Here is a 24,446-nt window from a genome sequence, read left to right on the forward strand (position 1 = left end):
TGATCTCCTTAATTGGTCGAGATTGACTCGCCCGGTAACACTGCGCTGGCGGTCTGCCCCGCGCCACCCTGCGGTGCCGACTGGAGCGGATGGGCATCAAAATACTGACGCAGCCCCTTGTAAATTGCTTCGGCAATCCGCTGCTGATAGCTGTCGCTGCTAAGCAGCCGCTCTTCACCGTTGTTACTGATAAAGCCCGTTTCCACCAGAATGGACGGGATATCCGGCGAGCGCAGCACGCCCAGGCTGGCATGTTCCGGGCGACGCTTGTGCAGGGAACCCACGCTTTGCAGCTGATTCAATACGTTAGTCGCCACATCATACCCGACGCGCTGAGAATGGCCGAACTGTAAATCCAGTACCGCCTGGCTCAGGTAGGGGTCGGACTGGCTGTTCGCCAGCACATCACCCGCTCCGCCCAGCAGTTCGGACTGCTTCTCGTGCTGTTCCAGCCAGCTGGCCATTTCGCTGTTGGCGCGACGGTTAGAGAGCACCCAGACGGATGCGCCAGTCGCATCGCGATTCGGCGCGGCATCGGCATGTACAGAGACCAGGAAATTGGCATTCTGCTGGCGCGCCACGTCAGAGCGGCCCATCACCGACAGGAAATAGTCACCGTCGCGGGTCAGGACACCTTTAAACATCGGATCGTCATTCAGCAACGTTCGCAGCTTACGGGCAATCGCGATGGTCACGTTTTTCTCACGCGTGCCACCAGGGCCGATCGCACCGGGATCGTCGCCGCCATGTCCGGCGTCGATGGCAATAATCACTTTCTCGCCGTTCACCGCACGCGCCTGCGCCGCCGGACGCGTCACCGTATTGCTGCTGGTGACGCTGGTAATGCGATCGCTTCCGGATTTAAACGGGTTGCGCGCGGGCTCACTCGGACGTGGCGTCATAACCGGTGCCTCTACCCGCTTCGCCACTACCGGTGGTGGAGGTGGCGGCGGTGGGGCATCGGCGTTAATGGTAAAAATCACCATGTAATTCGCGCCATTTTGTTGCTTCACCGCCCGGGTTTTGCCGTTCTGCGTCAGGTCAACCACCAGACGCAGGGACTGATCGTCTTTTGCCGTGCCGGAACGAATGCTGCGCACCAGGTTATTGCCGCTGAACTGGAGCGGCAGACCCTTGATGACGCCCGTCTGTTTGATATCCAGCGCCACGCTGCGCTTATCGTCCTGTGAAAACGCGTATTCCGGATCGCCCATAAAGCTAAAGGTGATGCGGGCCTGATTGTCCCCGTTGGAGACCTGGATATCGGACAAACTTGCCGCGCCGACCTGCGAACAAAACAGCACCGTTGCAGCTATCAACCAACTTTTAACGCGATTAATCATCCCGTCGTCTCTTAGCTTAACCGGCTAAACGCGCCAGTATGGAATGTCCTGATGAGGAGACAGCAGTGACGCGGGCCTCACGCCCTTGCGCCTGATACTCCAGATGAATTTCAACATCCGGTTCAGGCAGTACGCCTGTCCCCTGTTGCGGCCACTCAACCAGGCAAATGGCATCGTTGGCAAAATAATCGCGGATCCCCATAAACTCCAGCTCCTCAGGATCCGCCAGGCGGTAGAGATCGAAGTGGTACACCATCAGGTTATCCAGGGTATAGGGCTCAACCAGCGTATAGGTTGGGCTTTTCACATTTCCCTGATGACCCAGCGCCTGCAGGAAGCCCCGGCTAAAGGTGGTTTTACCCGCGCCAAGATCGCCATACAGATAGATGACGGTCGCGCCCTCGCAGGCTTGCGCCATGCGCTGGCCGAGATCTAACGTTGCCTGTTCGTCGGGTAGAGGAATCACTCGATTAATCATTTTTTAGGTCAATTACGTCCGGGTTAACGACACGCCGCAGCGTGTCAAAAAGATCGGTTGCCAGCATCCCGCGCGTACCGTAGCGGGAAGCCAGGTGGTCGGCTGCTGCGCCGTGCGCCGTGCAGCCTGCGCAGGCGGCATCATAAAGGGCCAACTTCTGGCCGAGCAACGCGCCGATAATACCGGAAAGCACATCGCCCATTCCGCCGCTCGCCATGCCAGCATTGCCCGCATCCACGATGCCAAGCCAGCCGGTTTCACTGGCGACGACAGTGCCTGCCCCTTTCAAAACCGCAACACCACCGTAACGTTTTACCAGACGCTGAGCAGAATGTAAGCGATCGCTCTCAATTTCTGCAACGCTGCAGTTAAGCAGCCGCGCGGCCTCGCCGGGGTGCGGCGTCAGGATGCGATTGTGACGTTTATCCGGATTGATTGCCAGAAGGTTCAGCGCGTCGGCATCCCACAGCATCGGTTTGCGGAACTGTTCGACCTTCTGCAAGGCTTGCTTGCCCCACGGCGTCTGACCCAGACCCGGTCCAATCACCACCACATCCGCCCATTCCAGACTGTCGTCCAGCGCCTGCGGTGTGAGTGCGTGCACCATCAGTTCAGGTCTGGCGGTGACGATCGGCGTAATATTTTCGCTGCGCGTCAGAATCCGCACCAGCCCCGCTCCCGCCCGCAGTGCCGCTTCGCCGGTCATGCGGATGGCGCCTGCAGTACCGTGGTCGCCACCGATAATCACCAGCCTGCCGTGATCGCCCTTATGCGAAGTCGGGCGGCGAGGGGGAAACCACTCCGGTAGCTGCGATGCATCAAATCGCGTTATCGCCGTTGTCTGTCCGGCCAGCCAGCCTTCCAGCCCCAGCGCGTTATGGTGCAACCTGCCAACCACATCGCGCGCTTTACCCGTCAGCAGACCGGGTTTTAGCCCGATAAAGGTCACCGTATGGTCAGCGTGAATCACCGCCCCAGGGGCCGTACCCGTCTGGGCCATCAGCCCCGACGGAATATCCAGCGCCAGAACCGGCGCCGGATGATGGTTGGCGTGCGTAATGAGGTTGCTGACCCTCTCGCGCGGGGCGCTATGCAGCCCCGTGCCGAGCAGGCCGTCGACGATCAGGTCTACCCCTTCGGGCCAGAGAATATCGGCGGCATGAAGGGTTCCTGCTGCCTCCAGCCAGGCGTCTCGTGCCCTGGCGGCCTCTTCGGGCAGGGGCTTGTCGCTCTCGAGCGCCAGCAACGTCACGTGAATCCCTGCTGCCACCGCCCGTCTGGCGACGACATAACCATCCCCGCCATTGTTGCCGTGCCCGCAGAGGATCAACCAGTGGTGAGCCTGCGGATAAGCCGCGCGGGCCACCGAGAATGCCGCATCGCCGGCACGCAGCATCAGTTCGTAAAGGGTGAGCCCGAGACTATCCGCCGCCTCTTTTTCCGCGCGACGCAGCGCCTCCGCAGGCCAGATGGAATGTGGTATACTTGCAGGGTTTTTCTTCACAGTATGGTCCGTCATGTCACAGCCCCTCGATCTCAATCAGTTAGCGCAAAACATTAAACAATGGGGCGTCGAGCTAGGCTTTCAGCACGTGGGTATTACCGATACCGATCTCTCTGCCAGCGAGCCGAAACTGCAGGCCTGGCTGGATAATCAATATCACGGCGAAATGGAGTGGATGGCACGGCACGGCATGATGCGCGCCCGTCCGCATGAGCTGCTGCCGGGTACCTTACGCGTCATCAGCGTGCGCATGAACTATCTCCCCGCCGGTGCGGCATTTGCCAGTACGCTGAAAAACCCGTCTCTGGGCTACGTCAGCCGCTACGCGCTGGGCCGTGATTATCACAAACTACTGCGTAACCGACTCAAAAAGCTGGGGGAGATGATTCAGCAGCATTGCACCACGCTGAATTTTAGACCCTTTGTCGATTCCGCGCCTGTTCTTGAGCGCCCGCTGGCGGCAAAAGCGGGGCTTGGTTGGACGGGTAAGCACTCACTTATCCTCAGCCGCGACGCAGGCTCGTTCTTTTTCCTCGGTGAACTGCTGATTGATATCCCGCTGCCGGTGGATGGCCCGGTTGAAGATGGCTGCGGACGCTGCGTGGCGTGTATGACTATCTGCCCCACCGGGGCGATTGTCGAACCGTACACCGTCGATGCCCGCCGCTGTATTTCGTATCTCACTATCGAACTTGAAGGGGCAATCCCGGAAGAGTTCCGCCCGCTGATAGGCAACCGCATTTACGGCTGTGATGATTGCCAGCTGATTTGCCCGTGGAACCGCTACTCTCAGCTCACGGAAGAGGATGACTTTAGCCCGCGTAAGGCGTTGCATGCCCCACCGCTTACCGAACTGTTTGCCTGGAGCGAAGCCTGGTTCCTTAAAGTGACCGAGGGATCGGCGATTCGCCGCATCGGACATCTGCGCTGGCTGCGTAATATTGCCGTCGCGCTGGGAAATGCCCCCTGGGATGAAGCCCATTTGCAGGCACTGGAAAGTCGCCGAGGTGAGCACCCACTTCTTGATGAACACATAGAATGGGCGATTGCGCAGCAGATTGAGAAGCGAAACGCCTGCGCGGTGGACGTGCAATTACCCCAGAAAAACAGGCTGGTACGCGTCATTGAAAAAGGCCTTCCCCGAGACGCATGATATTTCCACAGGCTGTGAATAAAATTACAGAGGCAGGAAGCATCAAGCCTGGCGGGGAGGTCAAGTGATCAACTTAACAGTTTTAAATCAAATTTAATTTATTAATTTCAAATGGTTACGCAGATACTCTTCATCATGCGAAGTTTTGAGAGAGAGCAAGGGCAGGCGCAGACCTGTGGATAAGTCTGTTAAGAAGAGTTTGTCAGAAATGAAATAATTCGTCCCCAGCGAGGCTTTCCGCTGTGGATATCTGTTTGGGGGAGAAAAAATTTGGAGCGGGAAACGAGACTCGAACTCGCGACCCCGACCTTGGCAAGGTCGTGCTCTACCAACTGAGCTATTCCCGCTTAATCTTCGTCTTTCAAGCTGCCACTGCGTTGACTGCCTTCACTCACCTTAGTCACTTACTTAAGTAAGCTCCCAAGGATTCGTTCAGTTGCCGCCTTGTTGCAACTTGAAATCCTGCGATTTTGGTGGTGCGTATCTTGCGATACCTTTCAAATTTTGGAGCGGGAAACGAGACTCGAACTCGCGACCCCGACCTTGGCAAGGTCGTGCTCTACCAACTGAGCTATTCCCGCTTGGGTGGTCTTACTGCTTAGCATGTTCAAATTTGGAGCGGGAAACGAGACTCGAACTCGCGACCCCGACCTTGGCAAGGTCGTGCTCTACCAACTGAGCTATTCCCGCAAAAATCTGTGCTGTCGTAACGTGTAATTCTCTGTCGTTACGGGAGGCGCATTATACGAGAAATTCGACCTGCTGCAACCCCCCCGAAAGCGATTTTTTAGAAATTTAATTCAATCGCTTGAATATTGATCACATTGCGCACTTTTACGCCGATTTCACTCGTATACCCCGGCAGGCAGCGTGCTGCCGGGCACTTTTCTTATAACTTAATAAAGTGTTCACGGTAGTACGCCAGTTCCGCCACCGATTCACGGATATCATCCATGGCCTGGTGGGTACCCTGCTTTTTAAGCCCGTCCAGCATCTCTGGTTTCCAGCGGCGTGCCAGCTCTTTCAGGGTGCTCACGTCGAGATAACGATAGTGGAAGTACGACTCCAGCTCCGGCATGTACTTAAACAGGAAGCGACGATCCTGGCCGATGCTGTTACCACAAATCGGCGATTTGCCCTGCGGTACCCACTGTTTGAGGAATTCCAGCGTGGCAAGCTCGGCTTCACGATCGCCCTGGGTGCTGGCTTTGACGCGTTCCACCAGCCCGCTGCCGGTATGGGTACGCACGTTCCATTCATCCATCAGCCCCAGCTGCGCGTCAGACTGATGAACGGCAATCGTCGGCCCTTCCGCCAGGATATTCAGGTTCGCATCGGTCACCAGCGTGGCGATCTCAATAATGCGATCGCGCTCGGGATCCAGTCCGGTCATCTCCAGATCGATCCAAATCAGGTTGTTTTCATCTGCGCTCATGTTATTTTCCACCCTTCTCGCTTAACCGGCCGTGGCAGGTTAACTAGTATTAATTAGTGTGTATCATAGAGGTTTTGCCCGATATGGGCGACCAGGAGCCAGCACGATTGAGTAAAAATAAACTCTCCAAAGGTCAACAGCGCCGTGTGAGTGCCAACCACGAGCGCCGTCTTAAAACCGCTGCGGATAAGCCTGACTACGACGACAATCTGTTTGGCGAAGCCACTGAGGGCGTAGTGATTAGCCGCTTTGGTATGCATGCCGATGTAGAAACCGCCAGTGGCGAGATTCACCGCTGCAATATCCGTCGCACCATACGCTCGCTGGTCACCGGTGACCGCGTGGTCTGGCGTCCCGGTAAAGCCGCAGCAGAAGGCGTCAAGGTTAAAGGCATCGTTGAGGCCGTGCATGAGCGCACGTCGGTCCTGACGCGTCCTGACTTCTACGACGGTGTAAAACCGATTGCCGCCAATATCGATCAGATCGTGATTGTGTCTGCAATCCTGCCCGAACTGTCGCTGAATATTATCGACCGTTATCTCATCGCGTGCGAAACCCTTGAGGTTGAACCGCTGATTGTTCTGAATAAAATCGATCTGCTTGACGACGACAGCATGGCCTTCGTGAATGAGCAGATGGATATCTACCGCAAGATTGGTTATCGCGTGTTGATGGTGTCCAGCCATAAGAAAGATGGTCTGCAGCCGCTTGAAGAAGCGCTCACCGACCGCATCAGCATTTTTGCCGGACAGTCAGGCGTCGGTAAATCCAGTTTGCTGAACAACCTTCTTGGTTTGCAAAAAGAGATCCTCACCAATGAGGTCTCTGATAACTCGGGTCTTGGCCAGCACACCACTACCGCTTCACGTCTGTATCACTTCCCGCACGGCGGCGATGTGATCGACTCCCCTGGCGTACGTGAATTTGGCCTCTGGCATCTCGAACCGGAACAAATCTTTAACGGCTTTGTCGAATTCCATGACTATTTAGGCGCGTGCAAATATCGTGACTGTAAACACGATAACGACCCTGGCTGTGCCATTCGCGCAGCGGTAGAAAACGGTGAAATCGCTGAAACCCGTTTTTATAACTATCACCGCATTCTCGAAAGCATGGACCAGGTAAAGACGCGTAAAAACTTTTCTGATTCTGACAACTGACAACTAAGCTAAGCGTCGCTAAAATCGTCCCCTTTTTTCAGGTTCCGGCGGCTCACAGCCGGATCAGGAACGACAAAACAATGGCCTGGAGGCTACCTTGTTAAACTCATTTAAACTTTCGCTTCAATACATTCTGCCAAAACTGTGGCTCACTCGCCTGGCGGGCTGGGGCGCGAGCAAACGAGCGGGCTGGCTGACCAAGCTGGTTATCGACCTGTTCGTGAAGTACTACAAGGTCGACATGAAAGAAGCGCAGAAGCCGGACACCGCCAGCTACCGCACTTTCAATGATTTCTTTGTCCGTCCACTGCGCGATGAAGTGCGCCCGCTGGATACCGACCCGAACGTGCTGGTTATGCCTGCCGATGGCGTTATCAGCCAGCTGGGTAAAATCGAAGGCGATAAGATTTTGCAGGCCAAAGGCCATAACTACAGCCTGGAAGCCCTGCTGGCAGGTAACTACCTGATGGCGGACCTGTTCCGCAACGGCTCTTTTGCCACCACCTACCTGTCACCGCGCGACTACCACCGCGTACATATGCCGTGCAACGGTATTCTGCGCGAAATGATCTACGTGCCGGGCGATCTGTTCTCAGTAAACCACCTGACCGCGCAGAACGTTCCTAACCTGTTCGCCCGTAACGAGCGCGTGATCTGCCTGTTTGATACCGAGTTTGGCCCGATGGCACAGATTCTGGTTGGTGCTACGATTGTGGGCAGCATTGAGACCGTCTGGGCGGGCACCATTACCCCGCCGCGCGAAGGCGTGATCAAACGCTGGACCTGGCCTGCTGGCGAGAGCGAAGGTTCTATCGCTCTGCTGAAAGGTCAGGAAATGGGCCGTTTCAAGCTGGGCTCGACCGTTATCAACCTGTTTGCACCAAATTCAGTGAAGCTGGTTGAGCAACTCGAAAGCCTGTCGGTGACCAAACTTGGCCAACCGCTGGCGGTGTCGACGGAGCCGTTTGTCACCGTGGATGCAGAGCCTGCCCCGCTGCCGGCAGAAGAGATCGCCGCAGAACTCGACGCCAGTCCGCTGGTTGACGACAAAAAAGACCAAGGCTAACCAAAAGGTATACTGACGTGCGCCTGATTATCACTTTACTGATGGCCTGGTGCCTCAGTATGGGGGCGTACGCAGCGACCGCCCCCAATGCAAAACAACTCTCGCAAGAACTGGAGCAGGCAAAGGCGGCAAAACCCGCCCAGCCCGAAACCGTAGAGGTGCTCCAGGCTGCGTTGAACGCCCTTGAGGAGCGTAAAGGCTCCCTCGAACGTGCGACGCAGTATCAGCAGGTTATCGATAACTTCCCCAAACTCTCGCAAACCCTCCGCGCGCAGCTCAACGATCTGCGCGAAGAGCCGCGTCAGGTGCCGGTCGGCATGACCTCTGACACGCTTAACCAGGAGATCCTGCAGGTCAGCAGCCAACTGCTGGAAAAAACCCGCCAGGCGCAGCAGGAGCAGGAGCGCGCCCGTGAAATAGCCGACTCGCTGAACCAGCTTCCGCAACAGCAAACCGATGCCCGTCGTCAGCTGAATGACGTTGAGCGACGCGCCGGGGCACAAACCGGCAATACCCCGCTCAACCAGGCGCAAAATCTTGGTTTGCAGGCTGAATCGGCCAGGCTGAAAGCACTGGTCGATGAGCTGGAACTGGCGCAGCTCTCTGCCAACAACCGCCAGGAGCTGGCGCGTATGCGCTCTGAACTGGCGAAGAAACAGGGAGAACAACTGGATGCGTATCTGCAGGCCCTGCGCAATCAGCTTAACAGCCAGCGCCAGCGTGAAGCCGAGAAAGCGCTGGAAAGCACCGAGCTGCTGGCTGAAAACAGCGAGAACCTGCCTTCCGGCATCGTCGATCAGTTCAAGATCAACCGTGAACTCTCTGCCGCGCTTAACCAGCAGGCGCAGCGCATGGATCTGGTGGCCTCGCAGCAGCGTCAGGCCACCAATCAAACCCTGCAGGTAAGACAGGCGCTGAATACGCTGCGCGAGCAGTCGCAGTGGCTGGGATCGTCCAACCTGCTTGGCGAGGCCCTGCGCGCCCAGGTGGCACGCCTGCCCGAGATGCCAAAACCGCAGCAGCTCGATACCGAAATGGCGCAGCTGCGCGTGCAGCGTCTGCGCTTTGAAGATCTGCTGAACAAGCAGCCGCAGCTGCGTCAGATCCACCAGTTGGACGGCAAAGCGCTCACTGCCGAGCAAAACCGGATTCTGGAAGCTCAGCTGCGCACCCAGCGTGAACTGCTCAATTCGCTGTTGCAGGGTGGCGATACCCTGCTGCTGGAACTGACCAAACTGAAAGTCTCCAACAGCCAGCTGGAAGATGCGTTAAAAGAGGTCAATGAAGCGACTCACCGCTATCTGTTCTGGACCTCTGACGTGCGCCCGGTCTCAATTTCCTGGCCGATTGATATTGTGCAGGATCTGCGCCGGTTGATTTCACTGGATACCTTCAGCCAGTTAGGCAAAGCCAGCGTGATGATGCTCACCAACAAAGAGACCATCTTCCCGCTGCTGGGGGCACTGATCCTGGTCGGGTTTAGCATCTACTCGCGCAGGCATTTCACCCGCTTCCTCGACCGCTCCAGCGCCCGCGTGGGTAAAGTGACCCAGGACCATTTCTGGCTCACGCTGCGCACGGTCTTCTGGTCAATTCTGGTTGCCTCCCCACTACCGGTGCTGTGGATGACGCTTGGCTATGGCCTGCGCGAAGCCTGGCCTTATCCGCTGGCGGTCGCTATTGGCGCAGGAGTGACGGCCACCGTGCCGCTGCTGTGGGTGGTAATGATCTGTGCAACCTTCGCCCGTCCGAACGGCCTGTTTGTTGCCCACTTCGGCTGGCCGCGTAACCGCGTGGCGCGCGCCATGCGCTATTACCTGATGAGCATCGGGCTTATCGTGCCGCTGATCATGGCGCTGATCATGTTTGATAACCTGAACGATCGGGAGTTTTCCGGATCGCTCGGCCGCCTGTGCTTTATGTTGATTTGCGGCGCGCTGGCAGTGGTGACCCTGAGCCTGAAGAAAGCCGGGATCCCGCTGTATCTCGATAAAGAGGGCAGCGGCGATAACATGGCCAACCGCATGCTGTGGAATTTACTGCTGAGCGCTCCGCTGGCGGGGATTCTGGCGGCCGCCGTTGGGTATCTGGCTACCGCTCAGGCGCTGCTGGCGCGTCTCGAAACCTCGGTAGCGATCTGGTTCCTGCTGCTGGTGGTGTACCACGTGATTCGGCGCTGGATGCTGATTCAGCGTCGTCGTCTGGCCTTCGACAGGGCGAAAAACCGCCGGGCAGAAATCCTCGCTCAGCGTGCGCGCGGTGAGGAAGAACCGCCGCATTCGCTCAGCACGGAAGGCACGGTGGATGTCGATGATACCGAGCTGGATCTGGATGCCATCAGTACCCAGTCCCTGCGCCTGGTCCGCTCTATTCTCATGCTGATCGCCCTGCTGTCGGTGATTGTGCTGTGGTCTGAAATTCACTCCGCGTTTGGCTTCCTGGAAAATATCACCCTCTGGGACGTGACCTCGACGGTACAGGGCGTAGAGAGCCTGGAGCCGATCACGCTCGGGGCGGTGCTGATTGCGATTCTGGTCTTTATCATCACCACGCAGCTGATCCGCAACTTCCCGGCGCTGCTGGAGCTGGCCGTGTTGCAGCATCTGGATTTAACACCGGGTACCGGATACGCCATTACCACTATCACCAAATACCTGCTGCTGCTGCTTGGCGGGCTGGTGGGCTTCTCGATGATCGGAATTGAGTGGTCGAAATTGCAGTGGCTGGTTGCCGCTCTCGGTGTCGGGCTTGGGTTTGGTTTGCAGGAGATCTTCGCCAACTTTATCTCTGGCCTGATCATCCTGTTTGAAAAGCCGATTCGTATTGGCGATACCGTGACAATTCGCGATCTGACCGGAAGCATCACCAAAATCAATACCCGAGCCACTACCATCAGCGACTGGGACCGCAAAGAGATCATCGTCCCCAACAAGGCTTTTATCACCGAGCAGTTTATAAACTGGTCGCTGTCGGATTCCGTCACCCGTGTGGTACTAACCGTGCCTGCGCCGTCTGATGCCAACAGTGAAGAGGTGACGCAGATCCTCTATACAGCGGCCGAGCGCTGCTCGCTGGTGATCAACACCCCAGAGCCGGAAGTGTTCCTGGTGGATCTCCAGCAGGGGATCCAGATTTTCGAGCTGCGTATTTATGCGGCCGAAATGGGCCATCGCATGCCGCTGCGCCACGAAATCCACCAGCTGATCCTGGCGGGCTTCCGTGAACACGGTATCGATCTGCCATTCCCACCGTTCCAGATGCGTCTGGAAACACTGGATGGGCGTAAGACGGGAAGAACCTTAACGTCAGGGGCGAAGAAGCGCCCGGCGGGAAGTTTGTAAGTCGGCTTGTCCCCAGCGGCGCTGCGCTTGCACGGGCCTACGTTTTTGTAGGCCGGGTAAGCGCAGCGCCGCCCGGCAAATTATCAGGCGCGATCGACAGTAAACGCAATCACGTCGCCCAGCTGCTCAGCGCCCAGCGCCAGCATCACCAGACGATCAACCCCCAGCGCCACGCCGGAGCAATCGGGCAGACCGGCTTTTAACGCTCCCAGCAGATTGTGATCAACGGGCTGCTGCGGCAGGCCGCGGGCAGCACGCTTGCGGTTATCCTGCTCAAAACGCTGCTGCTGTTCACGGGCATCGGTCAACTCGTGGAAACCATTTGCCAGCTCAATACCTTTAAAATAAACCTCGAAGCGTTCCGCCACACGGTGATCTTCCGTGCTGATCTGCGCCAGTGACGCCTGGCTTGCCGGGAAGTGGTACACAAAGGTCGGACGGTCTTTGCCAATGTGCGGCTCGACGCCCATCGCAAAGAGCAGCTGCAGCAAGGTGTCACGGTCTTCTTCGGTATCGGCAATATTGCTGAGATCCAGCTTTGCCGCCGCTTCGCGCAGCTGAGTTTTGTCCGCCGAGAGCGGATCAATGTCCAGATGACGCTGGAAAACCTGCTGGTACGAGAGCGTTTCAGCACCCGGGCACTCGAGTACCTGCTGCAGCAGATCGTCCACCTCATTCATCAGGCGGTACATATCATAGTGCGGACGGTACCACTCCAGCATGGTGAACTCCGGATTGTGGTGGCGACCCATCTCTTCATTACGGAAGCTACGACACAGCTGGTAAACCGGCCCACAGCCCGCGGCCAACAGGCGCTTCATGTGGTATTCCGGGCTGGTCATCAGGTAGAGATTCATCCCCTGGGAGTGACCAGGGCCGACAAAACGGGTTTCAAACGGGAACAGATGAATATCCGTTACCGTCGCCTGACTCATGCAGGGCGTTTCCACCTCCAGCACACCGCGATCGGCAAAAAAGCGGCGAATTTCCGCCATAATTGCTGCGCGTTTTAACAGATTGGGGATGGATGCGCTCGGCTGCCAGGTGGCCGTTTCGCTCATGTGAATTTCTCCGATTTCAGACAAGGGGACGAAGTCTACGCGTAACCCCGGACGGAGACAAATTTTGCGCAGGTAATTTTGTGGCTTTTATAACCACTAATAATTTCACGAGGCAATTCATCAATTATGATGATAATCACCACCAAATAACCGCAAAAAAATCGAACACGTCAAATTTCCCTAAGCTCCCTACGGCTATACTGCGTTACCCATAAAGGAGCAGTGGAACCCCTTTCGCATTTAGCCTCCCAGGCGGTGAACAACCGTTGAGTGTCGGGATGCGAAATATCAAAAATCTGGAGGAATGTCGTGCAAACCTTTCAAGCCGATCTTGCCATAATTGGCGCTGGCGGAGCGGGATTACGCGCAGCAATTGCTGCAGCTCAGGCTAATCCAAACGCTAAAATCGCCCTGATTTCAAAAGTCTATCCTATGCGCAGCCATACGGTTGCCGCGGAGGGGGGGTCTGCTGCCGTTGCGCAGGATCATGACAGCTTTGATTACCACTTTCACGACACCGTCGCCGGTGGCGACTGGCTATGCGAACAGGATGTCGTCGATTATTTCGTCCATCATTGCCCGACGGAAATGACCCAGTTGGAGCAGTGGGGTTGCCCGTGGAGCCGCCGTGAAGACGGCAGCGTGAACGTGCGTCGTTTCGGCGGCATGAAAATTGAGCGCACCTGGTTTGCTGCCGATAAAACCGGCTTCCACATGCTTCATACCCTGTTCCAGACCTCGCTGCAGTTCCCGCAAATCCAACGCTTCGACGAGCACTTCGTGCTGGACATCCTGGTGGATGACGGCCAGGCGCGCGGTCTGGTGGCGATGAACATGATGGAAGGTTCGCTGGTTCAGATCCGCGCTAACGCGGTGGTAATGGCCACCGGCGGTGCCGGACGCGTTTACCGCTATAACACCAACGGCGGGATTGTCACCGGCGACGGGATGGGCATGGCGCTGCAGCACGGGATCCCACTGCGCGATATGGAGTTCGTTCAGTATCACCCAACCGGTCTGCCGGGTTCCGGCATCCTGATGACCGAGGGCTGCCGCGGCGAAGGCGGGATTCTGGTCAATAAAGATGGCTATCGCTATCTGCAGGATTACGGCATGGGCCCGGAAACTCCGTTGGGCGAGCCGAAGAACAAATACATGGAACTTGGCCCGCGCGACAAAGTGTCTCAGGCCTTCTGGCATGAGTGGCGCAAAGGTAACACTGTCCCTACCCCACGCGGCGATGTGGTCTATCTCGACCTGCGTCATCTGGGTGAGAAGAAACTGCTGGAACGCCTGCCGTTTATCTGCGAGCTGTCCAAAGCCTATGTCGGCGTGGATCCGGTAAAAGAGCCGATCCCTGTGCGCCCAACCGCGCACTACACCATGGGTGGGATTGAAACCGATCAGCAGTGTGAAACCCGTATTAAAGGCCTGTTTGCAGTGGGTGAATGCTCCTCCGTCGGCCTGCATGGCGCTAACCGTCTGGGCTCAAACTCGCTGGCTGAGCTGGTGGTGTTTGGTCGTCTGGCGGGTGAACAAGCCATGGCGCGCGCCGCGACTGCCGGTGCAGCCAACAGCGCCGCGCTGGATGCGCAGGTTGCGGATGTCGAACAGCGCCTGAAAAAACTGGTCAATCAGGAGGGCAATGAGAAGTGGTCGGCGATCCGCGACGAGATGGGACTTTCCATGGAGGAAGGTTGCGGCATTTACCGTACGCCGGAATTGATGCAGAAAACCATCGACAAGCTGGCTGAACTGCAGGAACGCTTCAAACGCGTGCGCATTACTGACACCTCCAGCGTGTTCAACACCGACCTGCTCTACACCATTGAGCTGGGTCATGGCCTGAACGTGGCCGAATGTATGGCGCACTCCGCCCTGGCGCGGAAAGAGTCGCGCGGCGCGCATCAGCGTCTGGACGAAGGCTGCACGGAGCGCGATGACGTCAACTTCCTCAAACATACCCTCGCGTATCGCGACGCGGATGGTTCCACTCGTCTGGACTACAGCGACGTGAAAATCACCACGCTGGCACCGGCTAAACGCGTGTACGGTGCAGAAGCGGAAGCCGCCGAGAAGAAGGAGACGACCCATGGCTGAAATGCAAAACCTGAAAGTGGAAGTGGTACGCTATAACCCGGAAGTCGACAGCGCGCCACACAGCACGTTCTATGATGTGCCTTATGACGAGCAGACCTCCCTACTGGATGCGCTCGGCTACATCAAAGACAATCTGGCACCGGACCTGAGCTACCGCTGGTCCTGCCGAATGGCAATCTGCGGTTCCTGCGGCATGATGGTCAACAAGGTACCTAAGCTGGCCTGTAAAACCTTCCTGCGCGAGTACCCGAAAGGGATGAAGGTCGAAGCCCTGGCGAACTTCCCCATTGAGCGCGATCTGGTGGTCGACATGACCCACTTTATCGAAAGCCTGGAAGCCATTAAGCCGTACATTATTGGCAACTCACGCACTCCGGACCAGGGACCCAACACGCAAACGCCGGCGCAAATGGCCAAGTATCACCAGTTCTCCGGCTGCATTAACTGCGGTCTGTGCTATTCCGCCTGCCCGCAGTTTGGTCTGAATCCAGAATTTATCGGGCCGGCAGCCATTACCCTCGCGCATCGCTATAACGAAGACAGCCGCGACAAGGGTAAGAAAGAGCGTATGGCCCAGCTTAACGGCCAGAACGGCGTCTGGACCTGTACCTTCGTCGGCTACTGCTCGGAAGTGTGTCCGAAGCACGTCGATCCGGCCGCCGCGATCCAACAGGGCAAAGTGGAAAGCTCGAAAGACTTTCTTATCGCCACCCTGAAACCACGCTAAGGAGTGCATGATGACGACTAAACGCAAAGCCTATGTCCGGCCGATGCCATCCACCTGGTGGAAGAATCTGCCGTTTTATCGCTTCTATATGCTGCGTGAAGGCACGGCGGTGCCGGCGGTGTGGTTCAGTATCGAGCTGATGTATGGCCTGTTTGCTCTTAAACATGGCCCGGAGACCTGGATGGGTTTCGTCGGATTTCTGCAAAATCCGGTGGTGGTGATCCTCAATATCATCGTGCTGGCGGCAGCGTTACTGCACACCAAAACGTGGTTTGAGCTGGCGCCGAAAGCGGCAAATATTATCGTGAAAGGCGAAAAACTGGGGCCAGAGCCGATTATTAAAGGACTCTGGGTGGTAACTGCGGTCGTGACCGTCGTGATTCTTGGCATAGCCTTGTTCTGGTAAGGAGACCACGGTGATTAATCCAAATCCAAAACGTTCTGATGAACCGGTTTTCTGGGGACTCTTTGGCGCAGGCGGCATGTGGTGCGCCATTATCGCGCCGGTCATTATTCTGCTGGTGGGCATTATGCTGCCGCTGGGTCTGTATCCAGGCGATGCACTGAGCTACGAGCGGGTGCTGACTTTCGCCCATAGCTTTGTTGGCAGGGTGTTCATCTTCCTGATGATTGTGCTGCCGCTGTGGTGTGGTTTGCACCGTATGCATCACGCGATGCATGACCTGAAGATCCATGTCCCTAATGGTAAATGGGTGTTCTATGGTCTGGCGGCCATTCTGAGCGTAGTCACGCTGGTTGCCGTCGTCTTTATGTAATAACTCTCGCTCTCCTGCTCACCGGCAGGAGAGCAAAATTCCTCGCAGGCTCTACACTTAACAAAAAGCCTGTAAGGAAACTCCTATGCGCATCCTGCCTGTCATCGCCGCCGTTGCCGCTGCGTTTCTGGTTGTTGCCTGTAGCTCCCCCACGCCCCCTCCTGGCGTAACCGTCGTCACCCCTTTTGATGCTCAGAAGTTCCTCGGAAGCTGGTACGAAATTGCCCGCTTCGACCACCGTTTTGAGCGCGGTTTACAGAAGGTGACGGCAAACTATAGCCCCATGAGCGATGGCGGCATTCAGGTCATCAACCGGGGCTATAACCCGGAGCGTGGTATGTGGCAAAAGGTCACGGGAAAAGCATACTTTACGGGTAGCCCCAATAGCGCCGCGCTGAAAGTCTCTTTCTTTGGTCCCTTCTATGGCGGGTATAACGTAATCGCTCTCGACAGCGCCTATCGACACGCGCTGGTGTGCGGGCCGGACCATGATTATCTGTGGATCCTCTCCCGCACACCGACGATTTCAGATGACGTCAAACAGCAGCTTCTGGATACAGCGACGCGTCAGGGATTTGATGTCAGCAAATTCATCTGGGTTGAGCAGCCCCATTAATGGGTGCTGAGCTTCAGCCCGATAATCCCGGCGACAATCAGTGCGAGGCTGGCAATACGCGCCAGGCTCGCCGACTCACCCAGCAATAAAATGCCGGTAATGGCCGCGCCCACCGCGCCAATCCCCGTCCATACGGCATAAGCCGTGCCCACCGGCAGCGAGCGCATTGCCCAGGAGAGCAGAACAATACTGACGATCATCGCGGCAACGGTGATGATGCTTGGCGTAAGACGGGTAAACCCGTGGGTGTATTTCAGGCCGATGGCCCATACCACTTCGAGTAAACCGGCAATCAAAAGAATAATCCAGGGCATTACGGGCTCCTTAACTTAACTAACAGTCTGGGGCCGTCCCCGATGAGAGAAGCGCTTACAGGCCGTCCTGTAAGGCAGATGAACTTCATATTGTGATGAGCAGGAACGCTTTTTTCAACGAATTTCTTTTAGGTAACACTTGGCAGATTAAAAGCAAGAAATAGGCGCAGTTAGCAGTGAAGTTCAGGCATTTATAACTCATCCGACTTCCTTATTATGGGATGTTTCCTGAAAGCAGGAAGCGATCACCCTTTGCCAACTGCGAAAAAAATATGTTCAAAATTCTGTTGATTGACCGATGTCATTACACCCGCATGGGTTTAGAAGCATGGCTCAATCATTCCGGTCTGTTCCCTTTTTCTTTACTGGTAACAGGCCTCAATAATCTCTACCTTGCCAGGGAACATATCCTGCAGTGGAAACCGGCGCTGGTGATCGGGGATTTGCAGGGCTTCATGTCTGAAATGCCGCATATTTCACCCATCAACGCCCTGGTGAGCGCCAGTGAAAACGTGCCTTTTATCTCGCTGCATTCTGCTGAAATAGCTGAGATGGCAGTCCTAAGGGATAAATTTCCTGTGTGGGCATCATTGTTCAAAAATACCCCGCTGAAGGATCTGGCGCAGGTAATAAATGACGCATTAGCGTCCCAGACAACCTGCGAACCGGCGCACACAGTGGCACCCTTACTGACGCGTCAGGAAGAGAGAGTGTTGTCGCTGTGGATGGAAGGCGCCAGCAATCAGAAGATTGCCAGCAAACTGAGTATTCACGGGAAAACGGTTTATACCTACAAGCGTAATATTCGCATGAAACTGCATATGGATACACGCTACTCGCCGTTTCTGTCACGATCCGAATCAGTAAACTGAGGGTACGGCGGCTGAATCAGCCCCGTACCGCCCATTATTACTGCTGTGCTTTCGTCGCTGCACCGGAGATGGCACTACCGCCATCAGAAATATCTTCACCAACGCCACGCGTTGTATTACAGGCAGTTAATACCGACGAAAGTACCAGGACAGAAAAGATCGCTGCAATTGTTTTCTTAATCATAATTTCTTCCTTTTTTAGCCAAATTATTGGTGTATAGCCACATAAGCATAGCCAGGATTCAGGCTAGTGACGGAAAGGAAAGCGTTTTTAAGAAAACAGGAAGGATCAGAAGGCAGCGAAAGAGAGGGCATATCGATATGGCGCAGCAAACGGCTGCGCCTTTCATCCGGTCGTGAATTACTTCACGCGGGAGACGTATTCACCAGAGCGGGTGTCCACTTTGATGACTTCGCCGGTCTGAACAAACAGCGGAACTTTAACCACTGCACCGGTAGACAGCTTAGCAGGCTTACCGCCAGTCCCTGCGGTGTCACCTTTCAGACCTGGATCGGTTTCAACGATTTCCAGTTCAACGAAGTTTGGTGGGGTCACAGAAATAGGCTGACCGTTCCACAGGGTCACGATGCACTCAGCCTGATCCAGCAGCCATTTGGCGCTGTCACCGACCGCTTTTTCGTCAGCTGACAGCTGTTCGAAAGTGGAGTTGTTCATGAAGTGGTAGAATTCACCGTCGTTGTAGAGATAAGTCAGGTTCATATCAACAACGTCTGCGCCTTCAGCGGAGTCGGTGGATTTGAACGTTTTTTCTACACGGGTACCGGTCAGCAGGCGGCGCAGCTTAACGCGTGCGAATGCCTGGCCTTTCCCTGGTTTGACGAATTCGCTGGCTTCAACCGCGTACGGTTCGCCGTCCATCATGATTTTAAGACCGGCACGAAAATCGTTGCTATAGTAAGTCGCCATAAGGCCCTCTGAAATTGTTAACTGGTAGCTAAGCCACAAAATGGCGCATATTGTAACCCTAAACACCCCATCCAGAGAAGATTGGTTATTGCAACTTGCAGATGTAATAACTGACCCGGATGAACTGCTCCGTCTGGTAAATGTAGACGCTGATGAAAATCTCCTTGCCGGACGTGACGCCAAACGCCTGTTTGCGTTGCGCGTGCCGCGTGCGTTCGTGGCGCGTATGGAGAAAGGCAACCCTGACGATCCACTGCTGAAACAGGTACTTACCGCGCAGGATGAGTTTATCACCGCCCCCGGCTACAGTACGGATCCACTCGAAGAGCAAAACAGCGTGGTACCCGGCTTACTGCATAAATACCGCAATCGCGCGCTGCTGCTGGTAAAAGGCGGCTGTGCAGTGAACTGCCGTTACTGCTTCCGGCGTCATTTCCCTTATGCGGATAACCAGGGGAATAAACGCAACTGGCAGGCCGCCCTGAATTACGTTTTAGCCCATCCGGAGCTGGATGAGATTATTTTCTCCGGCGGTGACCCGCTTATGGCGAAGGATCACGAGCTGGACTGGCTTATCACTCAGCTTGAGGCCATCCCGCATATCAAGCGCTTGCGTATTCATAGCCGCTTGCCGATTGTCATTCCGGCGCGCATCACCGACACGCTGGTGTCTCGCTTTGCGCGTTCATCACTGCAAATATTACTGGTTAATCATATTAATCATACCAATGAGATCGACGATGCGTTCCGTGCAGCGATGTCGGCTTTACGCACAGCGGGCGTCACCTTGCTCAACCAGAGTGTACTGCTGCGCGGCGTGAATGATAATGCCCACACATTAGCCAGTCTCAGTAATGCGCTGTTTGATGCCGGCGTTATGCCCTATTACCTGCACGTTCTGGATCGCGTTCAGGGCGCGGCACATTTCATGGTGAGTGATGAAGAAGCGCGTCAGCTTATGCGGGAATTATTGACCCTGGTTTCGGGCTATATGGTGCCGAAACTGGCGCGTGAGATTGGTGGCCAGCCGAGTAAGACGCCGCTGGATTTGGGGCTGCAACAGCGTTAATCCGTGATTCCGGGTGTCCTTCTCAAAGGGGGAAGAACACCCGCAACGACATCAGTTCGGACATTTATAAACCTGGCCAATCATTTCGCTGGCCGTCGGCACAAAGCTCGACAACATCCCCTGCGTCGGGCTGCTCACACCATAAATCACATTACCGCCCATTTCTGCAGCCTGGTTACGAAGCGCATTCGCCGCACCGCGCATTGAACCGCCCTCTTCGCCATGCTGACCAGACAGCCAGTTGCTTTGTTTACCGGTTGCCGTTCCCACCAGCTGACACTCGCTCCCCGGCTTATCTTCCACAAAGCGAACACTTTGCCCACCAGCGGACAGCTCGTTACTGGAGCTACAACCCGCCAGCAGCAATGCTGCCCCTACAATCCCTGCACAGACCTTTACGCGCATGTTATTCCTCGTTTTCAATAAGCTGGGCAACTGCTGCCCCTGTGTAAACCTTATACTAAAAAGATGACCAAAAGAAAAACCCCCGATCATTTCTGACCGGGGGTTTGTTCATTTCTGCGAGGTGCAGAACAACATGATTACATCATGCCGCCCATTCCACCCATACCGCCCATGCCGCCTGCGCCTAAATCAGGCGCGTCGCCTTTAGGCAGGTCGGTGACCATGCACTCGGTGGTGATCATCAGACCAGCAACAGATGCCGCGTACTGCAGAGCAGAACGAGTCACTTTAGTTGGGTCCAGGATACCCATATCGATCATGTTGCCGTATTCTTCGGTCGCGGCGTTGTAACCATAGTTGCCGTCGCCCGCTTTCACGGTGTTAGCCACTACAGACGGTTCTTCGCCACAGTTCAGAACGATCTGACGCAGTGGTGCTTCCATTGCGCGCAGCGCAACTTTGATACCCACGTTCTGATCTTCGTTCTGACCACGCAGTTCGCTCAGTTTAGATGCCACGCGAATCAGCGCGACGCCACCACCTGCGACCACACCTTCTTCTACCGCTGCACGGGTTGCGTGCAGAGCATCGTCAACGCGTGCTTTCTTCTCTTTCATTTCAACTTCGGTAGCTGCACCAACTTTGATAACTGCAACGCCGCCAGCCAGTTTCGCTACACGTTCCTGCAGTTTTTCGCGGTCGTAATCAGAGGTCGCTTCTTCGATCTGCTTACGGATCTGAGTGACACGGCCCTGAATGGCCACTTCTTCACCCACGCCATCAATGATGGTGGTGGTGTCTTTGTTGATGAGAACGCGCTTCGCCTGACCCATGTCTTCCAGCGTTGCTTTTTCCAGCTCCATACCGATCTCTTCAGAGATAACGGTACCGCCAGTCAGGGTTGCGATATCCTGCAGCATGGCTTTACGACGGTCGCCGAAGCCCGGTGCTTTAACCGCAGCCACTTTCACGATGCCGCGCATGGTGTTAACCACCAGGGTCGCCAGCGCTTCGCCTTCAACATCTTCAGCGATGATAACCAGCGGCTTGCCTGCTTTCGCAACGGCTTCCAGAACAGGCAGCATTTCGCGGATATTGGAGATTTTTTTATCAGCCAGCAGGATGAACGGGCTTTCCAGCTCAACAGCACCGGTTTCTGGTTTGTTGATGAAGTATGGGGACAGGTAGCCACGGTCGAACTGCATACCTTCAACCACGTCCAGTTCGTCTTCCAGGCCGGTACCGTCTTCAACGGTAATTACGCCTTCTTTACCGACTTTGTCCATCGCTTCTGCGATCAGTTTACCGACGGTTTCATCGGAGTTCGCAGAGATAGTACCAACCTGAGCAATGGCTTTAGAGTCAGAGCACGGTACGGACAGCGCTTTCAGCTCTTCAACAGCCGCGATAACCGCTTTGTCGATGCCACGTTTCAGATCCATTGGGTTCATACCCGCAGCAACCGCTTTCAGGCCTTCAGCGATGATCGCCTGCGCCAGTACCGTTGCCGTGGTGGTGCCATCGCCTGCAGCGTCGTTCGCTTTAGAGGCAACTTCTTTCACCATCTGGGCACCCATGTTTTCGAACTTGTCTTCCAGCTCGATTTCACGCGCTACGGAAACACCATCTTTAGTGATGGTTGGCGCACCGAAGGATTTGTCCAGAACCACGTTGCGGCCTTTCGGGCCCAGGGTCACTTTAACTGCATCTGCCAGTACGTTAACGCCGCGCAGCATTTTCACACGAGCGTCGTTACCGAATTTTACGTCTTTAGCTGCCATTTTAATCTTTCCCTTAAATTCGTATGTTCAGTGTCGTTCTCGGATTACGCTTCAACAATTGCCAGAATGTCGCTTTCGGACATGATCAACACTTCTTCATTGTCGATCTTCTCGGACTTCACACCGTAGCCATCGTTGAAAATAACGATATCGCCCACTTTAACGTCCAGCGGCTGCACATTTCCGTTTTCCAGAATGCGACCCTTACCGACAGCGATGATTTCGCCACGCGTTGATTTTGCTGCTGCAGAACCGGTCAGAACGATGCCGCCAGCAGATTTGGTTTCAACTTCTTTACGTTTGACGATCACACGATCATGTAACGGACGAATACTCATTGATAGCTCTCCTTTGAGAAAGTCATTATCAGTTATGGGTGACGCCGGGCCGTAAGCGGTTTTCCGGCTAGTGCCCTGAGAGATGGGGGTCGGTTTTTACCCCTTCAAGGGGTAGTCGAAAAAAAATATGCGAAAGTGTTACCATCGCCTCTCTTTTGGTGGCGGCAGGACGATGGAATGAGTGGACTGAAACAGGAGCTGGGGCTAGCGCAGGGCGTTGGTTTACTTTCAACCTCGTTGTTAGGCACGGGGGTGTTTGCCGTACCGGCGCTGGCCGCCCTGGTCGCGGGGGACAACAGCCTGTGGGCCTGGCCGGTGCTCATTCTGTTGGTATTTCCGGTAGCGATTGTCTTTGCCGTGCTCGGACGGCATTTCCCCAGCGCGGGTGGCGTCGCCCATTTTGTTGGGATGGCGTTTGGCCCGCGTCTGGAGCGCGTCACCGGCTGGTTATTCCTGTCGGTCATCCCTGTGGGTTTACCTGCGGCGCTGCACATCGCCACCGGCTTCGGTCAGGCGCTGTTTGGCTGGCACGATGCGCAGCTGCTTTTTGCAGAACTGGGCACGCTGGCGATTGTCTGGTGGGTTGGCTCACGCGGGGCAAGCTCGAGCGCCAACCTGCAAACCCTGGTGGCGGTGCTGATTGTCGCGCTGATCGCTGCCATCTGGTGGGTGGGGGATATTCAGGTTGCGGCAATCCCCTTCCCTGCGATTACCGATATCGACAGTTCTCAACTTTTCGCTGCACTTTCGGTTATGTTCTGGTGTTTTGTCGGTCTTGAAGCCTTTGCCCATCTGGCCTCGGAGTTTAAACAGCCGGAGCGAGATTTTCCTCGGGCGTTGATGATCGGTCTGCTGCTGGCAGGGACGGTCTACTGGGCCTGTACTGTTCTGGTACTTCATTTCACCGCTTACGGGGCGGACATGGCGGCTGCGGCCTCGCTGCCGGGCATCGTGGTACAACTTTTTGGCGTGAAGGCGCTGTGGGTCGCCTGTGTTATTGGCTACCTCGCCTGCTTCGCCAGCCTCAATATCTATATTCAGAGCTTTGCCCGCTTAGTGTGGTCCCAGGCGCAATACAAGCCGCAAAGCCGCTTAGCACGACTTTCAGCACGCCAGCTGCCGCTTAACGCGCTCAATCTGGTGCTGGGCTGCTGCATGATCAGCACGTTGGCAATCTACTGGCTGGAGATCAATCTCGACGCGCTGATTGTCTATGCCAACGGCATCTTCATTATGATCTATCTGCTGTGCATGTTGGCGGGCTGTCGCCTGCTGGAAGGCCGATATAAAACGCTGGCGATGATCGGTGGGGTGCTCTGTTTACTGCTGCTGGCGATGGTAGGAGTGAAGAGCCTGTACGCCATTGCCATGCTGGCGGGACTGTGGCTGTTTTTGCCGAAGCGTAGCTCGGTGTAAGAAAAGCCCGGTAGCGCTACGCTTACCGGGCAATGCTCATTAACGATCGTCTTTATGATCCAGACGGTTACGATCCTCATCCTTGCGGTGATATTCCCCGTCGAAGGTCTCCCCGCCGCCGGTTCCGGCGCTGAACCCACCGCCCGGCATCCGGTTAAAGCGCAAATGCGGCATCAGCTTCAGGGTCAACAGTTTCTGCACTGGCGGCAACAGCAACAGCAGGCCGAGCAGATCGGTAAAGAATCCCGGCAGCACCAGCAGCAGACCGGCAATAATCAGCGACACGCTTTTGATCATCTCTGCCGCCGGGCTTTCGCCTGCGGCCATCTTCTGCTGCATTAACAGGAAATTTTTAAAACCCTGATTACGCACCAGCGACATACCAATGACCGAGGTGAAAATCACCATCAGCAGCGTTAGCAGGACGCCAAACACATGAGCGACCTGGATAAAAATAGAAATCTCTATGTAAACATAGAGAAACACGGCAATTAACGGTATCCAGCGCACTGGCTTCTCCTGTATGGCAGACGCCCTGTGGCCTCTGTCGGGTGTGATTTTGC

At 55.7% G+C, this 24,446-nt stretch carries 24 protein-coding genes and 3 tRNA genes; 12 read left to right on the top strand and 15 right to left on the bottom strand.

The window, feature by feature from the left end; translation table 11 throughout:
- Window positions 1–8 precede the first annotated feature (8 nt).
- From amiB to nnr, 3 genes are read right to left on the bottom strand one after another with little or no spacing between them, the layout of a single operon-like run.
- Window positions 9–1,343, bottom strand: coding sequence for an N-acetylmuramoyl-L-alanine amidase AmiB (gene amiB / locus M8014_RS15595; protein WP_271283310.1), 1,335 nt, complete (start codon window positions 1,341–1,343; stop codon window positions 9–11).
- Between the two features lie 16 nt (window positions 1,344–1,359).
- On the bottom strand, window positions 1,360–1,821 hold the full coding sequence (gene tsaE, locus M8014_RS15600; protein ID WP_271267888.1) for a tRNA (adenosine(37)-N6)-threonylcarbamoyltransferase complex ATPase subunit type 1 TsaE: 462 nt from the start codon (window positions 1,819–1,821) through the stop codon (window positions 1,360–1,362).
- Window positions 1,814–3,340 carry a bifunctional ADP-dependent NAD(P)H-hydrate dehydratase/NAD(P)H-hydrate epimerase gene (nnr, locus tag M8014_RS15605; RefSeq protein WP_271283311.1) on the bottom strand — a complete coding sequence of 509 codons (1,527 nt, stop codon included), beginning with the start codon at window positions 3,338–3,340 and terminating at the stop codon, window positions 1,814–1,816. The genes tsaE and nnr overlap by 8 nt, the downstream gene beginning before the upstream one ends.
- Between nnr and queG the strand changes: the two genes are divergently transcribed.
- Window positions 3,339–4,478 carry a tRNA epoxyqueuosine(34) reductase QueG gene (gene queG / locus M8014_RS15610; protein ID WP_271283312.1) on the top strand — a complete coding sequence of 380 codons (1,140 nt, stop codon included), beginning with the start codon at window positions 3,339–3,341 and terminating at the stop codon, window positions 4,476–4,478. The two genes, nnr and queG, sit on opposite strands and share 2 nt — an antisense overlap.
- A gap of 271 nt (window positions 4,479–4,749) precedes the next feature.
- On the opposite strand, the gene M8014_RS15615 is transcribed toward queG, so the two are convergent.
- The 4 genes from M8014_RS15615 to orn form a co-directional block, all read right to left on the bottom strand.
- Window positions 4,750–4,825: transfer RNA gene (locus M8014_RS15615), tRNA-Gly, on the bottom strand.
- A 158-nt stretch (window positions 4,826–4,983) separates the two neighbouring features.
- A tRNA-Gly gene (locus tag M8014_RS15620) sits at window positions 4,984–5,059 on the bottom strand.
- A 33-nt stretch (window positions 5,060–5,092) separates the two neighbouring features.
- Window positions 5,093–5,168, bottom strand: a tRNA-Gly gene (locus M8014_RS15625).
- A gap of 199 nt (window positions 5,169–5,367) precedes the next feature.
- The gene (orn, locus tag M8014_RS15630; protein ID WP_271283313.1) at window positions 5,368–5,913 is read right to left on the bottom strand and encodes an oligoribonuclease; all 546 of its coding nucleotides are present in this window, start codon (window positions 5,911–5,913) and stop codon (window positions 5,368–5,370) included.
- A 107-nt stretch (window positions 5,914–6,020) separates the two neighbouring features.
- On the opposite strand from orn, the gene rsgA reads away from it, so the two are divergent.
- The 3 genes from rsgA (at window position 6,021) to mscM (ending at window position 11,480) form a co-directional block, all read left to right on the top strand.
- Window positions 6,021–7,073, top strand: coding sequence for a small ribosomal subunit biogenesis GTPase RsgA (rsgA, locus tag M8014_RS15635; RefSeq protein ID WP_271283314.1), 1,053 nt, complete (start codon window positions 6,021–6,023; stop codon window positions 7,071–7,073).
- Between the two features lie 97 nt (window positions 7,074–7,170).
- Window positions 7,171–8,139: an archaetidylserine decarboxylase gene (gene asd / locus M8014_RS15640; protein ID WP_271283315.1), complete on the top strand. Its 969-nt coding sequence runs from the start codon at window positions 7,171–7,173 to the stop codon at window positions 8,137–8,139.
- A 17-nt stretch (window positions 8,140–8,156) separates the two neighbouring features.
- A complete protein-coding gene (gene mscM, locus M8014_RS15645; protein WP_271283316.1) occupies window positions 8,157–11,480 on the top strand; it encodes a miniconductance mechanosensitive channel MscM in 3,324 nt (1,107 codons plus the stop codon).
- An 83-nt stretch (window positions 11,481–11,563) separates the two neighbouring features.
- Here the strand turns inward: mscM and epmA are convergent, their stop codons facing one another.
- Entirely contained in the window at window positions 11,564–12,541 is a 978-nt protein-coding gene (gene epmA, locus M8014_RS15650) for an elongation factor P--(R)-beta-lysine ligase (RefSeq protein WP_271283317.1), read from the bottom strand.
- A gap of 309 nt (window positions 12,542–12,850) precedes the next feature.
- On the opposite strand from epmA, the gene frdA reads away from it, so the two are divergent.
- From frdA to blc, 5 genes are all read left to right on the top strand, one after another.
- On the top strand, window positions 12,851–14,641 hold the full coding sequence (gene frdA, locus M8014_RS15655) for a fumarate reductase (quinol) flavoprotein subunit (protein ID WP_271283318.1): 1,791 nt from the start codon (window positions 12,851–12,853) through the stop codon (window positions 14,639–14,641).
- Complete coding sequence (locus M8014_RS15660; RefSeq protein ID WP_271283319.1) at window positions 14,634–15,368, top strand: succinate dehydrogenase/fumarate reductase iron-sulfur subunit; 735 nt, start codon at window positions 14,634–14,636, stop codon at window positions 15,366–15,368. The genes frdA and M8014_RS15660 overlap by 8 nt, the downstream gene beginning before the upstream one ends.
- Before the next feature lie 10 nt (window positions 15,369–15,378).
- Complete coding sequence (gene frdC / locus M8014_RS15665; protein WP_271283320.1) at window positions 15,379–15,774, top strand: fumarate reductase subunit FrdC; 396 nt, start codon at window positions 15,379–15,381, stop codon at window positions 15,772–15,774.
- A gap of 10 nt (window positions 15,775–15,784) precedes the next feature.
- The gene (gene frdD / locus M8014_RS15670; RefSeq protein ID WP_271283321.1) at window positions 15,785–16,144 is read left to right on the top strand and encodes a fumarate reductase subunit FrdD; all 360 of its coding nucleotides are present in this window, start codon (window positions 15,785–15,787) and stop codon (window positions 16,142–16,144) included.
- 85 nt (window positions 16,145–16,229) lie between these two features.
- Complete coding sequence (blc, locus tag M8014_RS15675; protein ID WP_271283322.1) at window positions 16,230–16,760, top strand: outer membrane lipoprotein Blc; 531 nt, start codon at window positions 16,230–16,232, stop codon at window positions 16,758–16,760.
- On the opposite strand, the gene sugE is transcribed toward blc, so the two are convergent.
- Window positions 16,757–17,074 carry a quaternary ammonium compound efflux SMR transporter SugE gene (sugE, locus tag M8014_RS15680; RefSeq protein WP_271283323.1) on the bottom strand — a complete coding sequence of 106 codons (318 nt, stop codon included), beginning with the start codon at window positions 17,072–17,074 and terminating at the stop codon, window positions 16,757–16,759. The genes blc and sugE overlap by 4 nt on opposite strands.
- A gap of 272 nt (window positions 17,075–17,346) precedes the next feature.
- Between sugE and M8014_RS15685 the strand changes: the two genes are divergently transcribed.
- Window positions 17,347–17,946 (top strand): helix-turn-helix transcriptional regulator, encoded by a 600-nt coding sequence (locus tag M8014_RS15685; protein WP_271283324.1) that lies wholly within the window; start codon window positions 17,347–17,349, stop codon window positions 17,944–17,946.
- A 37-nt stretch (window positions 17,947–17,983) separates the two neighbouring features.
- Here the strand turns inward: M8014_RS15685 and ecnB are convergent, their stop codons facing one another.
- Together ecnB and efp are read right to left on the bottom strand one after the other, a co-directional pair.
- Window positions 17,984–18,130, bottom strand: coding sequence for a lipoprotein toxin entericidin B (gene ecnB / locus M8014_RS15690; RefSeq protein WP_271283325.1), 147 nt, complete (start codon window positions 18,128–18,130; stop codon window positions 17,984–17,986).
- Between the two features lie 177 nt (window positions 18,131–18,307).
- Window positions 18,308–18,874 (bottom strand): elongation factor P, encoded by a 567-nt coding sequence (efp, locus tag M8014_RS15695; protein ID WP_182063357.1) that lies wholly within the window; start codon window positions 18,872–18,874, stop codon window positions 18,308–18,310.
- A 40-nt stretch (window positions 18,875–18,914) separates the two neighbouring features.
- Between efp and epmB the strand changes: the two genes are divergently transcribed.
- Entirely contained in the window at window positions 18,915–19,943 is a 1,029-nt protein-coding gene (gene epmB / locus M8014_RS15700; RefSeq protein ID WP_271283326.1) for an EF-P beta-lysylation protein EpmB, read from the top strand.
- Window positions 19,944–19,994: 51 nt separating this feature from the next.
- On the opposite strand, the gene M8014_RS15705 is transcribed toward epmB, so the two are convergent.
- The 3 genes from M8014_RS15705 to M8014_RS15715 all read right to left on the bottom strand — a co-directional run bounded on the left by M8014_RS15705 (window position 19,995) and on the right by M8014_RS15715 (window position 22,467).
- On the bottom strand, window positions 19,995–20,348 hold the full coding sequence (locus tag M8014_RS15705) for a DUF4156 domain-containing protein (protein ID WP_271283327.1): 354 nt from the start codon (window positions 20,346–20,348) through the stop codon (window positions 19,995–19,997).
- A 137-nt stretch (window positions 20,349–20,485) separates the two neighbouring features.
- The gene (groL, locus tag M8014_RS15710; protein ID WP_271283328.1) at window positions 20,486–22,129 is read right to left on the bottom strand and encodes a chaperonin GroEL; all 1,644 of its coding nucleotides are present in this window, start codon (window positions 22,127–22,129) and stop codon (window positions 20,486–20,488) included.
- A gap of 44 nt (window positions 22,130–22,173) precedes the next feature.
- A complete protein-coding gene (locus tag M8014_RS15715; RefSeq protein ID WP_032616151.1) occupies window positions 22,174–22,467 on the bottom strand; it encodes a co-chaperone GroES in 294 nt (97 codons plus the stop codon).
- A 177-nt stretch (window positions 22,468–22,644) separates the two neighbouring features.
- Between M8014_RS15715 and yjeH the strand changes: the two genes are divergently transcribed.
- Complete coding sequence (gene yjeH, locus M8014_RS15720) at window positions 22,645–23,883, top strand: L-methionine/branched-chain amino acid transporter (protein WP_271283329.1); 1,239 nt, start codon at window positions 22,645–22,647, stop codon at window positions 23,881–23,883.
- A 39-nt stretch (window positions 23,884–23,922) separates the two neighbouring features.
- Here yjeH and M8014_RS15725 read toward each other — a convergent pair whose 3' ends face one another.
- Window positions 23,923–24,393 (bottom strand): FxsA family protein, encoded by a 471-nt coding sequence (locus M8014_RS15725; RefSeq protein ID WP_271283330.1) that lies wholly within the window; start codon window positions 24,391–24,393, stop codon window positions 23,923–23,925.
- Window positions 24,394–24,446 lie beyond the last annotated feature (53 nt).

Origin of the sequence: Silvania hatchlandensis (assembly GCF_025564065.1) — a bacterium.
GTDB classification, from domain to species: domain Bacteria; phylum Pseudomonadota; class Gammaproteobacteria; order Enterobacterales; family Enterobacteriaceae; genus Enterobacter; species Enterobacter hatchlandensis.